The 11,754-nt window shown below is 72.6% G+C and carries 10 protein-coding genes and 1 pseudogene; 6 read left to right on the top strand and 5 right to left on the bottom strand.

Features of this window, described 5'->3' with window-relative positions:
* Positions 1 to 68: 68 nt before the first annotated feature.
* A complete protein-coding gene (locus tag ACGF12_RS20775; RefSeq protein ID WP_393031856.1) occupies positions 69 to 230 on the top strand; it encodes a hypothetical protein in 162 nt (53 codons plus the stop codon).
* Positions 231 to 242: 12 nt separating this feature from the next.
* Here the strand turns inward: ACGF12_RS20775 and ACGF12_RS20780 are convergent, their stop codons facing one another.
* Positions 243 to 1,880 carry a DNA repair helicase XPB gene (locus ACGF12_RS20780; RefSeq protein ID WP_393031859.1) on the bottom strand — a complete coding sequence of 546 codons (1,638 nt, stop codon included), beginning with the start codon at positions 1,878 to 1,880 and terminating at the stop codon, positions 243 to 245.
* Between the two features lie 157 nt (positions 1,881 to 2,037).
* Here ACGF12_RS20780 and ACGF12_RS20785 point away from each other — a divergent pair, with 157 nt between their 5' ends.
* Positions 2,038 to 2,289, top strand: a complete 252-nt coding sequence (locus ACGF12_RS20785; protein WP_393031862.1) for a hypothetical protein — start codon at positions 2,038 to 2,040, stop codon at positions 2,287 to 2,289.
* Positions 2,290 to 2,306: 17 nt separating this feature from the next.
* On the opposite strand, the gene ACGF12_RS20790 is transcribed toward ACGF12_RS20785, so the two are convergent.
* The gene (locus ACGF12_RS20790; protein ID WP_393031865.1) at positions 2,307 to 4,808 is read right to left on the bottom strand and encodes a helicase-associated domain-containing protein; all 2,502 of its coding nucleotides are present in this window, start codon (positions 4,806 to 4,808) and stop codon (positions 2,307 to 2,309) included.
* A 342-nt stretch (positions 4,809 to 5,150) separates the two neighbouring features.
* On the opposite strand from ACGF12_RS20790, the gene ACGF12_RS20795 reads away from it, so the two are divergent.
* A complete protein-coding gene (locus ACGF12_RS20795) occupies positions 5,151 to 5,858 on the top strand; it encodes a hypothetical protein (RefSeq protein WP_393031868.1) in 708 nt (235 codons plus the stop codon).
* Between the two features lie 60 nt (positions 5,859 to 5,918).
* On the opposite strand, the gene ACGF12_RS20800 is transcribed toward ACGF12_RS20795, so the two are convergent.
* On the bottom strand, positions 5,919 to 8,336 hold the full coding sequence (locus ACGF12_RS20800; RefSeq protein ID WP_393031871.1) for an LPXTG cell wall anchor domain-containing protein: 2,418 nt from the start codon (positions 8,334 to 8,336) through the stop codon (positions 5,919 to 5,921).
* A 212-nt stretch (positions 8,337 to 8,548) separates the two neighbouring features.
* Between ACGF12_RS20800 and ACGF12_RS20805 the strand changes: the two genes are divergently transcribed.
* The gene (locus ACGF12_RS20805; protein WP_393031874.1) at positions 8,549 to 9,079 is read left to right on the top strand and encodes a hypothetical protein; all 531 of its coding nucleotides are present in this window, start codon (positions 8,549 to 8,551) and stop codon (positions 9,077 to 9,079) included.
* On the opposite strand, the gene ACGF12_RS20810 is transcribed toward ACGF12_RS20805, so the two are convergent.
* The gene (locus ACGF12_RS20810; protein ID WP_393031877.1) at positions 9,073 to 9,882 is read right to left on the bottom strand and encodes an alpha/beta fold hydrolase; all 810 of its coding nucleotides are present in this window, start codon (positions 9,880 to 9,882) and stop codon (positions 9,073 to 9,075) included. The genes ACGF12_RS20805 and ACGF12_RS20810 overlap by 7 nt on opposite strands.
* Before the next feature lie 183 nt (positions 9,883 to 10,065).
* On the opposite strand from ACGF12_RS20810, the gene ACGF12_RS20815 reads away from it, so the two are divergent.
* Entirely contained in the window at positions 10,066 to 10,479 is a 414-nt protein-coding gene (locus ACGF12_RS20815; protein WP_393031880.1) for a VOC family protein, read from the top strand.
* Positions 10,480 to 10,542: 63 nt separating this feature from the next.
* Here the strand turns inward: ACGF12_RS20815 and ACGF12_RS20820 are convergent, their stop codons facing one another.
* Entirely contained in the window at positions 10,543 to 11,205 is a 663-nt protein-coding gene (locus tag ACGF12_RS20820) for a hypothetical protein (protein ID WP_393031883.1), read from the bottom strand.
* A gap of 179 nt (positions 11,206 to 11,384) precedes the next feature.
* On the opposite strand from ACGF12_RS20820, the pseudogene ACGF12_RS20825 reads away from it, so the two are divergent.
* Positions 11,385 to 11,754, top strand: a pseudogene (locus ACGF12_RS20825) (hypothetical protein); the annotation flags it as partial.

Below are 11,754 nucleotides of genomic sequence, written 5' to 3' on the forward strand. Positions count from 1 at the left end.
CCGCCGTCCTGGTGGATACGGCCTTTGGAGTGATGCAGGGGGCCGGTCGGGTGCCTACCGTTGAAGACATGAGCACCCAGAACAGCACCTCCCGTTCGGGTCCGGCCGGCGCGACCGCCGTCCAGGGCCGCCACCGCAACCCGCTGAGCGCCGTCGTCCGCAACGTCGGCATCGTCCTGGACACCGCCGCGCGGGTGATCTTCCTCGGGCGCGACGGTGTCCGCTACTGAACGTTCCTACGGTTACAGCACGTCGTCCGCGTCGATGATGCGGTACGCGTACCCCTGCTCGGCGAGGAAGCGCTGCCGGTGGGCGGCGAAGTCCTGGTCCACGGTGTCCCGGGCGACCACCGAGTAGAAGTGCGCCGCATGCCCGTCCGCCTTGGGGCGCAGGACGCGGCCGAGGCGCTGGGCCTCCTCCTGGCGGGAGCCGAAGGTCCCGGAGACCTGGATGGCCACGGTGGCCTCGGGCAGGTCGATCGAGAAGTTCGCGACCTTGGACACCACCAGGACGCCGATCTCCTTGTTGCGGAACGCGTCGAAGAGCTTCTCGCGCTGGGCGTTGCTGGTCTCGCCCTTGATCACGGGGGCGTCCAGGACCTCCCCGAGCTCGTCCAGCTGGTCGATGTACTGGCCGATGATCAGCGTCTGGTCCTTCTCGTGCTTCTTGACCAGCGCCTCCACCACCCGTCGCTTGGTCGCCGTGGTGGCGCAGAAACGGTAGCGCTCCTCCGGCTCGGCGGTGGCGTAGGCGAGCCGCTCGGAGTCGGTCAGGGTGACCCGCACCTCGCAGCAGTCGGCGGGCGCGATGTAGCCCTGCGCCTCGATCTCCTTCCACGGGGCGTCGAAGCGCTTCGGGCCGATCAGGCTGAACACGTCGCCCTCGCGGCCGTCCTCGCGCACCAGCGTGGCGGTCAGGCCGAGCCGGCGGCGGGCCTGCAGGTCGGCGGTGAACTTGAACACCGGCGCGGGCAGCAGGTGCACCTCGTCGTAGACCACCAGGCCCCAGTTGCGGGCGTCGAACAGCTCCAGGTGCGCGTAGACGCCCTTCCGCTTGGTCGTCATCACCTGGTAGGTGGCGATGGTGACCGGGCGGATCTCCTTCCTCGTCCCGCTGTACTCGCCGATCTCGTCCTCGGTGAGCGAGGTGCGCTTGACCAGTTCGTGCTTCCACTGGCGGGCCGAGACGGTGTTGGTGACCAGGATCAGCGTCGTCGACTTGGCGTGCGCCATCGCGGCCGCGCCGACCAGCGTCTTGCCGGCGCCGCAGGGCAGCACCACCACGCCCGAGCCGCCGTGCCAGAAGCCCTCGACGGCCTGCGCCTGGTACGGGCGCAGCTGCCAGCCGTCCTCGTCCAGGTCGATCGGGTGCGCCTCGCCGTCCACGTACCCGGCGAAGTCCTCGGCGGGCCAGCCGAGTTTGAGCAGCACCTGCTTGATCTGCCCGCGCTCGGAGGGGTGCACCACCACGGTGTCCGGGCCGACCCGGGCGCCGACCAGCGGCACGATCTTCTTGGAGCGCAGCACCTCCTCCAGCACCGGCCGGTCGGTGGTGGTGAGCACCAGCCCGTGCGTCGGGTGCTTGAGCAGCTGGAGCCGGCCGTAGCGGCCCATGGTGTCGGCCACGTCCACGAGCAGCGCGTGCGGCACCGGGTAGCGCGAGTACGTCACCAGGGCGTCCACCACCTGCTCGGCGTCGTGCCCGGCCGCGCGCGCGTTCCACAGCCCGAGCGGGGTCACCCGGTAGGTGTGGACGTGCTCGGGCGCCCGCTCCAACTCGGCGAACGGCGCGATGGCGCGGCGGCAGTCGGCGGCCTTGGGGTGGTCGATCTCCAGGAGAAGAGTTTTGTCGCTCTGGACGATGAGCGGTCCGTCGTTCACGCGGGGGAGCCCTCCACTGGCTGACAGGCTGGATTGACGCAGACCCTCCAGTGTCGCTCATTCCGCGCGGAACGTGGGCGGGCTCCTTCCACTCGCTGATGTCCGCCCCTCAGTCGCTGCGAGTGACCACGGTCCGTACTCGCTCGTTGAGCAGGTCATGAAGACCTCGAAGCGCGTTCTCACCGCCCTCGCCCTGATGGGCACGGCCTTCGCCGCCACCGCCTCCTCGGCCGGCTCCGCCCACGCCCTCGCGGGCGTCGGCGAGGGCCCCGGCGGTCTGCTGGCGGCACCCGGATTCCTGATCGCCGACCAGGTCGGCGGCGGCTCGCTGCCGGTCGGGCAGGGGCAGCTCGGCAGCCTGGCGGACCAGGCGGTCAAGGAGAAGATGAAGGAGGCGCACGGCCACTGACGCCCCGTCGCGAACGGTTACTCGTCCAGCTCCGCGACGCCCGTGATGCGGTGGAGGGCGAAGGTACGCAGTTCGTCGGCGTGGTGGTCGAAGGCGGTGACGAAGCCGCCTTCGACCTTGACCGGGTCGATGATGCGCTGGCTGGCGATGCCCTCGGCATTGAGGTAGCCGATCCACATCCGCTCGCCGAGCAGGACGGCCGTCTGCAGGGCGGCCAGGGTCTCGGCGGCGGCGGTGCGGGGGAGCTGGCGCGGGTCGGGGGTGGGCTCGCGGCGGGAGGCGGTGGCGGCGCGGTCGCCGGCCCGGATGGCCTTGATGGCGGCGGCGAGCAGGGTGTCGTCCGGGCTGGGCGGGCCGTCGGGGACGGGCGTGGGTGCCGTCCGGGGCGGGGTGCGGTGGCTGTCCGGGCGGGTGATCAGCACGTCGCCCTCGGCGGACTCGGCGGCCGGGGCGTAACCCATCGTGCGCAGGGCGGCGAGCAGCACGTCCGGGGCGGCCTGGGCGGCGAGGACGGTGGGGGCGAGCAGCCGTAGCCGCAGGTCGGCGGCGCGGCGGTCGGCGAGCACCTCGCCGAGCAGCGACGGGTCGTCGCAGCGCAGGTAGGAGGAGGCGGCGCCGACCCGCAGGATGCCGTGCCGGCGGGCGACGTCGTCGATCAGGTAGCTGAGCGGCTGCGGGACGGGCGTACGGCTGTGCTGCGCCAGGAAGGTCTGCAGGTCGGCGGCGGTGCGTCCGGCGTCCAGGGCGCGGCGGACGGAGCCCGGGGTGAACCGGTAGACGGTGGCGCCGCCCTTGGACTCGATGTCGGCGCAGAGCGCGAGCGCCTGGGCGAGCGGGGTGAGCAGCGGGCCGGGGGCGATCGCGGTGAGGTCGGGCTGCAGGATCACGTGGTCCAGCGGCTGCGGCAGCAGCGGGGCCAGCACCTCGGCCGGGTCGGACTCGGCGGTGAGCAGCGCGCGGGCGGGGGCGGCGAGGGCGCCGCGGCCGGTGATGCCGAGGAGTTCGGCCTCGGCGAGGGTCCAGGTGGTGAGGTCGTCGCGCAGTTCGCGGCCGTCCGGGCCGGTCGGGCCGCCGCGCAGCGGGCGCTGCCAGCGCAGGGTGGGCAGCAGCTCCTCGGCGGTGGCCGGGGTGCCGGGCGGCAGTTCGGCGAGCAGGGCGAGGGTGGCGCGGCGGACGGACGGGGCGAGGGTGCGGTCCAGTTCGGGGCCGAGGGCGGCGCGCGGCTTGCCCTTGCCGTCCGGGGTGCCGGTGAGGGCGGACACCCGGGTGGCGGTGAGCCAGGCGGTGGCCAGCACGGACCAGCGCTCGGCGGTGTCCAGCTGCAGCCAGCTGTCGTACCCGGGGGTCGGCGCCCAGCACTCGTCGGCCTCGCCGTCGGGGGCCAGCAGGCCCGCCGTGTAGGCGAGTTCGAGCCAGAAGGCGGCCAGCTGCTCGGTGGTTTCCAGGGTCTGGGCGGTGCGCTTGAGGTCCCGTACGCCGAGGCCGCCGGCCCGCAGGGTGGGCGGCGGGGTGAGGCCCCAGGCGTCCAGCAGCTCCTCGACGGTCTTCACGGCGGTGTGGGCCTGGCCGGCCGCGGCGCTGTCCACAGCCTGTGGATCGCGCGGGGCGGCGGCGGGCGCCGGCTCGGGCTGCACCGGTTCGACGGTGCGGTGGGTGCGGCCGCCGCGCAGGTGCAGCGCCAGTTCGCGGGGCAGGACGACGCTGCCCGGGCTGGTGGGCAGCAGCAGGCCGCGGGCGAGCAGCCATTCGACCGGGCTCTGCGCGTCCTCGGCGGTGACCGGGCGGGTGGCGTCCGGGACGGTGCCGGTGGGCGGGCCCCAGACCAGTCGCTCCAGCAGCCGCAGCGCGGGCTCGGGGGCGGTGTCGAGCAGTGCGGCGCAGCGGGTGCGGTCGGTGAGCAGGGTGGTCAGGGCGGCGACGGCGGTGACCGGGTCCGGGGTGGCCGGCTGCCCGGCGGAGGCGAGCAGCTGCTGCAGCCGGGCCGGGGACATGCCGACGGTGGCCTCGGCGAGGGTCGGGCCGAGGCCGGTGCGGCCGGGGTTGGCGGCGGCGGGGGCGAGCGCCTCGCGCACGGCGAGGACCAGTCGCAGGCCGTTGTCCGGGCCCCAGAGCAGCGCCCGGTCGCGCAGGGTGGCGATCGCGCGGGGGAGCGCGGTGGCGACGGCGGACCGGTCGGCCGGGGTGAGCGGGGTCGCGCCGGGGTGCGGCTTGACCTTGCTCGGGCCGGTCAGCAGGGTCCGCACGGTGGCCAGGCCGGTGCCGTCCGGGGCGGTGGCCAGAGCCTCGGCGACCTGCAGGGTGAAGCGGTCGAGCCGCTCCAGGGCGCGCAGCGCGGAGGCGCGCGAGGACAGCCGGGCGGACAGCTGGGTGAGGTCGCCGGGGACGGGGTTCAGCAGGTCGGGGCGGGAACGGAGCAGGGCGGCGAGCGCATCGTCGGGGCGTGCCCGCAGCTCCTCGGCGAGGGTGCGGGGGCCGGCGGGCGTCCTGCCCTGGCGTTGAGGGCCCTGCTGTGTGGTCATTCGACCTAGGTTAGTCGGGTGGGCGGACGACGGGATCCCCTCGTGCGGCCGGGCGCCCTCGCGGGGGAGCGGTGCGTGCGGGTGATCGCGGCGGACTCGCGCGGGCGGGGCACGGTGGGTAGCGTCACGGCCGAGGGCGGTTCGGTGGGCGGCCGCGCTCTCCATGGGCGAGCCGGGCGAGGCGGGGTGTCGGTGATGACGGACGGCGAGTGGTGGCGCAAGAGCGGGCCTTGGAGTGAGCGGGCGGGGGCGTCGGGCTCGTCCGGTTCGTCCGGCTCGTCCGGCTCGTCCGGTGACGGTGCTGCGGCCCCGGGTGTTCCCGGCGTTCCGTCCGAGGACAGCGTGTACGGCCCGTCGGCCGCGCCCGCCGCGACCGGCGGCATCCCGAACGTGTCGCTGGACCTGCCGGGTGTTGCCGGGCCCGAGACCGGTTCGGAGGTGATCCCGCCGCCGACGGTGCAGAGTTCGAGCCCGTGGACCATGACGATGCTCGACTTCTCGGACACGCCGCAGCCCGCGCCGAAGCCGGTCCCCGAGCAGCGGGCGGCGGAGGAGGCGGCCGCGCGGGCGGCTGCGGCCGCGGCCGCTGAACAGGCTGCGGCGAAGCCGAGGAAGCAGAGGAAGGCGAAGGCCGCCCCCGCTCCCGCCGCCGGCAAGGCCTCGGGCAAGGCCTCGGGCAAGGCCTCGGGCAAGGGCGCCCGCAAGCCGTCCCCGCTGATCCTGCTCTCCTGCGGACTGCTGGTCGGCGGCGCGGTGTCCGGCTTCTTCCCGGCCATGCTGGCGGGCTGGGGGCTGGGCTACCTGACCCGTCAGATCTCCGACACGATGCGCAAGTTCGTGATCCTCGGCATCCCGCTGGTCACGATGAGCGCGTCCACCCTGTTCGCGATGAATCACGCCAAGCAGAGCGGCGGCGCCGTCCAACCCGGCTCCCCGCTGGGCCAGTTCAGCTGGTCGATGGCCCCGGGCGTGCTGCGTACCGCGGCGGTGCTGACGGCGGTGGTCCTGCTGCTGCTCGGCCTGCGCCGCCGCCCGCCGCAGCAGGGCTGAGCACGGGACCGGCCCCGCACCAGGCGGGTGCGGGGCCGGTCGTACGGCTGTGGAACGCGGTCAGGCCCGGCGGCGACGCCACCAGACCATGGCCGCGCCGCCCGCCAGGAGCACGGCGGCGATGCCGGCCAGGGGCAGGACGTTCGCGCCGGTGCTGGCGAGGCTTCCGCCGCCACCGGTGCTGCTGCCGCTACCGCTGCCGCTGCCACCGGCTGGGGCCGGGGAGGGGCTGGAGCTGGCGGTGCCGCCACCCGCCGGGGTGCTCGGCGCGGTGGTGGGCGTACCGGTGGGCGTACCGGTGGGCGTGGCGCTCGGGGTGTCCGTCGGGCCGCCGGTGGGAGTGCCGGTCGGGGTACCGGTGGGCGTCGACGTCGGAGTGTCCGTCGGCGTCGGGGTCGGAGTCGGGCCGTTGTCGGCCGGCCCGCCACCGCCGAGGAGCAGCAGGTCGTCGGTGTCCGCCTTGTCGGTCATCGCCTTCACCGAGGTCTGCGCGGAGCGCGGCAGGTCCTGGTGCTTGGCGGCGAACTCGGACGCGCCGATGTCCTGCTTGGGCGCCTGGGAGAAGTCCACGCCGCCCACGACGCAGATCTGCCCGTTGTTCCCACAGGGGTAGCTGTAGTCGCCCTGGGTGAAGGACTTCACGTACTCCTCCCAGGTCTGCCGCGGCGTCCAGCTCTTGTTCCCGCCCCGGAGCGGCCACTGGGAGACGTCGTTGCTGTTGATGATCGACCGGTAGTCGGTGGCCCCCTGCTGGTCCTGCTGCCGCACGTACTCGGCGGCGACCCGGGCGCTGTAGACGCGGCGCAGATCGGCGTACGCCGGGGCGGTGTTGACCTTGTGCTCGATGTCCGGGACGACGATCTCGCGGACCAGCCGCTCGAAGGTGTGGGTCTGGGCCTCGGTGAGCTTGCAGTCCCCGTTCGGGTTGTGGGCGGTGGTGACCGCGGCCTCGGAGTTGACCTTCAGCGGCGCGTCGAGGATGTAGACGCCGTTCTCGTCCGCGCGGATCTTCGCGGGCAGCGGCACGATCCAGTTGCGCTCGATCGGCCCGCAGTCGAGGCCCTCGGCCTGCATGGCGTCCGAGAGCTTCTTGCCGGTGCCCTGGCGCGGGTCCACGTCCTTGGCCCAGTCGTGCTTCATCTCCAGGTCGGCCTGGAGCAGCACCCGCCCGGCATCGGTCTTCCCGAAGGCCGGGTCCATGATCCGGTCGGGCTGGTCGGGCATCAGGTTGACCCAGAACTTGTCCGGCGTCAGCGCGAGCCAGGTGAAGAAGGAGTCCGAGATGAGCTGCGCCTTCTCCTGGCCGCCCCAGCCGAGGTTCTCCTCGTCCTCGTCGGCCTTCTCGGCGGCGAAGGCGTAGTTCAGCGCCTGGCCCTTGACCGGCTTGCCGACGTAGGAGAGCTGCAGGGTGGAGAAGTCCACGCCGCCCGGGCCGCGCACCCGCAGACCGGCCGGGTCGTCGGCGCGGATGCGCGCCATCCGCTCGGCCATGTCCTTCGGGGTGGGCATGGACCCTTCGAGGTTCCGGGCGGCGCCGCCGGACGGTTGCTTGGTTCCGGTGTTCATGTACGGGTCGGGCTTGGAGGTGGCCGGGTCGAACTGGTACTTGGGTATGCCCGTGGACCGGTGCTCGTAGCTGCGGACACGCGGGTTCGCGGGGTCCGAGCCCACTTCCGTGTTGACCCTGGCGAGGTACTTCGTGGTCGCGCTCGTCCTCTCCTCGCCGAAGACGTACGTGACGCGTGCGTTCTTGCGCTGGGGGTCCTGGAGGAAGGCCTTGTTCGTCGGGTCCTGGTTGGTGTCACGGCCGCCGCCGGCCTTGAACTCCAGGAAGTCGTCGGTCTTGTAGTTGACCGCGTCCCACTTGCGGACCATCGGCTTGCCGTCCTTGCCGAGGACGGGCTTGCCCTCCTCGTCGAGGATCGGGATCTCCTCCTGGCAGAGCCAGTCGGGGCCGATCAGCCCGAGGTCCTTGACCACCTTCTCCTCGTAGAAGGCGCCGCGCCGGTTGTTGTTGTTCGGCAGGATGTAGGCGTCGGAGAGCCACTTGTCGAAGGTGTCGAACTTCGGCTTGTCCGGGTTGCGTTCAAGGTAGTTCTTGTAGCGCGCGTAGACGCGCTCCTTGGTGTTCTCGGGGTACTTGTTGTAGTCCGAGTCGAACTGTTTGAGGAATTCGTCCCGCGCGGCCGGGTCGGACGGGACGGTGAGCCCGTCGAAGGCCTGGCGGGGGGCGTCGAAGTCGTACGAGTCCCAGGCGGACTTGTCCCGGATGCTGTCGGACGACTTGTCCCAGGGGAAGGACGTCCCCTGCCGGCCGCCCTTCGCGCCCTGGTAGATCTCGTCGCAGCGCTTGCCCTTCGCCGCGTAGGCGGTGCCCTGCAGGCCGGGCAGGCCGGTGACCGCCAGGACGGCGGTGCAGGCGAGTGCTAGGCCGCCGCGCACCCAGATGCGTGCGCGGCGGGGTATCAGGTCTGTCACGTGGCTACTCCCCCAAGGAGCCCGCTGATGAAGACAGTTGTGTGGACGGCGCCGAGACGGGCCCCCAATTGACGTGTCCGCCGCCAGAGTTCGAACAGTAGACGGTGGGTGGCGGTCGCGTCTCCTCGATTCGACGCCCTGCTGAACGTCAACCCACCTTGCACACAGGACTGTTACGCCTTGCAGCGGCGATCGGCCCGTAGGCTGGCGGCATGGATGAGATCGACAGCCCGGAGTGGGCCGACAACCCCCGGCTGGCCGGATGGCTCGCCGCGCAGCGCCAGGGGTTTCCCGCGTGGGCGGAACGGGGCGGAGGCGGCTGGGACTTCACGCCCGCCACGTTCGACCGGCTGGAAGCCTTCATCCGTAGCCGGTTCGACAGCTGGGATGAGGTCCGCGCCGCCCGGGGCACCCCGCTGCTGGAGGTCGCCGCCTGGTACCTGGGTGAGACCCTCATCCGCCGCTGCGGGGTGATGTGGCGCTGCACCCCTGTCCTGCCGGAGCCGAACCGGCTGGTCGGCGGCCACCCGCTGGTGACGTACGCCCGGGACGGCCTGACGGAGTACGAGCGGGACGTGCTGGAGGAACTGGAGGCGCAGGACGAACAGTCCGTCCCGCTCCTCGACCCGGCCGACGCCATCCGGTCACTGTTCGCGGTCCCGGACTACCGGCTGGGGGGCACTGTCGACCGGTTCGACCGGTTCCAGGAGTGGCGCCGCGGCCTCCCGGACGACATCTACTGATTCCGCCTGTCGTACGGTAGGCGAAGGGTGGCGTCCGCGTCTCCTGGAACCGACGTCCTGTCGAACGTCAACCAGCCTTGCGCACAGGACTGTTGCGCCACATCGAGGCTCTCTCCCCGTAGGCTCGCGGGATGGATCCGATCGACACCCCGGAGTGGGTCGACAACCCGCGGCTGGCCGGGTGGCTCGCCGCTCGGCGTCAGGCGTTTCCTGCCTGGGTGGAGGAGAACCGCGGCGACTGGGACTTCACCCCCGCCTCGCTCGACCGGCTCGAAGTGCTGATTCGCAGTCGGTTCGCCGGCTGGGAGGCGGTTGACGTCGTCGGTCGGCAGCGAGTGCCCCGCGTCGGGCACGATCTCGACCCGGGCGGCCGGGACGAGCCGGTGCAGCCGCTCGGAGGCGGCCCGGGCGTCGTTCATGGCGCTGCGCTCGCCGAGCAGGAAGAGCGCGGGGGTGTTCAGCCGGCCCAGCTCCTCGTCGGTGAGGGTGGTGGCCAGCGGCAGGCGGCGGCGGAAGCCGATCGAGGCGCGCATCAGGGTCATCAGCTCGGTCTCCAGGATGGCGCTGTTGCCGATCGCCCGGGCGAGCCGGGGCCGGAGTGCGCGCGGGGCCGTGGCGGCGAGGCCGCCGAGGATGAGCCAGGTGTAGAAGCGCCGGCCGACGTCGGCGAGGCCCGCCGTGTCGACCAGGGTGAGGCCGGCGGTCCGCCCGGGGTGGCGGATCTGGTGGTGGAGGGCGATCCAGCCGCCGTAGGAGCAGCCGACGACGTGGACGGCCGGGAGGTCGAGGGCGGCGATGGTCAACGGGCTGGGGTCGAGCGTCCTCGGCGGCCGGCGGGACGGCGAACAGGCGCTGGCGATCCTCGCCCACCACCTGGACGAACTCTTCCGGCCGTAATCCGTTCCGCGAGTCCGTCACATCCGCCCGCCTCGATCCGTCGGTGAAGCAGTGGAGCACCACCGACGGCAGGAAGGGACGGCAGCGAGATGCTGACCAACATCATGTACGTGACGGTCTACGTCACCGACCAGGAGCGCGCCCTGGAGTTCTACGCGGGCCAGCTCGGCCTGGAGAAGCGCGTCGACTACCCGGGCCCCGAAGGACGGTTCCTGACCGTGGCCGTCCCGGGCAGCCCGCTGGAGGTCATCCTCTGGCAGCACGCCCCGGCCGCGGGACAGCCCGCCGGACGCCGGTCCGGCGCAGCTGCGCCCGGCCCGCTCCTCATCGAGTCGGACGACCTGCGGGCGGACTTCGAGGTGCTGCGCGAGCGAGGCGTGGTCTTCGAGCAGCCCGAACCGGAGGACTACGGCTTCGGCGTCCGCATCGAGACCGTGGACCCGGACGGCAACCGCGTCTCCCTCCGCCAGCGCGCCGCCTGGCAGGGCGGCGGCAAGGGCTGAGCGACCGCGGCCGTGGGGTGGCCCCCGTGCAGGGGGCCACCATGCCGGGGTTGCTCGGTCGGGTCAGAAGCCGAAGGTGAGCAGGGCCGCCACCGTGTTGCCCTCGGCGTCCAGGCATGCGGTCGTGTTGGAGCCGTCCGGGTCGACCAGGATGCCCAGCACGGTGCCGGTGCCGGCCTCGTCCGGGATCATCAGCCAGTTGTTCTCGAAGTCGCCCTCGACGGGTTCCACCGGCCAGTCGGTCGGGTCCACCCTGGCGCGCTGGAGCATCTCGCGGAAGTTCTCCAGCTGCCAGTCGTCGCCCTCGGCGGCGCGTGCGTGCAGTGTGGCCCAGGCGCGCTTGACGATCTGGGCGGCCGGTTCGATCCAGGTGGTGCTGGGGCTCCCGTGCAGCACGGCCAGGCCGGAGGGGGTCGCCACGCGGTCACCCCAGTCCTCCGTCCGAACCGGGACGGTGTCGCTGGGGTGCACCAGAGCGGCCACCGGGTCATTGGGTGCGTCCTCGCTGGAGACCAGGTAGACCGGCGTGCCGCCGGGCCGCATCGGAAAGCCCGAGCCCTCCGGCCCCAGCGGGTCGTAGATCGTGCCGTACTCGGCGGACCCCTGGACCAGGCCGAGCCGCACGATCCGCCAGCCGTCGATGGTCCACTTCTCCTCGGACGGATCGGCCAGGGCGGTGATCAGCGCGGGCAGGTACTCGTAATCGTCGTGATCGTCGTAGGACATCCGGTCTTCCCCAGGGCTCGTAGGTGATGGGGAGCGTAGACCGTGGCTCCGACACGCCGTCCCGCGAGGCCGGGGCGTCTCGGGCCTGCTGACGCCCCTCGTGGTGCGGGGGTTAACACCCGTACGGGACGGGTGCTTTCCCCGTTCTTCGCAGCCGCCCCTCGAACCAGACTCGGGGCATGCCCACACAGTCCGTGACGATGACCAAGGCTCCCGAGGCCGCCCCCGCCCCACGGCCGGAGGGCGGCGGCAGCGACTTCGCCCGGTTGAGCCGTCGGATAGCCGCCGAGGGTCTGCTCGACCGGCGTCCCGGCTACTACGCCGTCCGCGTCGGCCTGGTGCTCGCCGCGTTCCTCGGCGGCTGGTGGGCACTCCTCGCGCTGGGCGACACCTGGTGGCAGCTCGGCCTGGCGGCGGCGATGTCCGTCGTCTTCGCCCAGATCGGCCTGCTCTCAGAAGCGATTCCCAAACCGCGTGGCACGGCTGCCGCTCGAATTTTCGCGCGCATCACTCTCGTTCGGGTGATCGCTGATCGGCACGCGCATAGGA

The sequence above is a fragment of the Kitasatospora sp. NPDC048296 genome (assembly GCF_043201815.1).
GTDB lineage: Bacteria > Actinomycetota > Actinomycetes > Streptomycetales > Streptomycetaceae > Kitasatospora.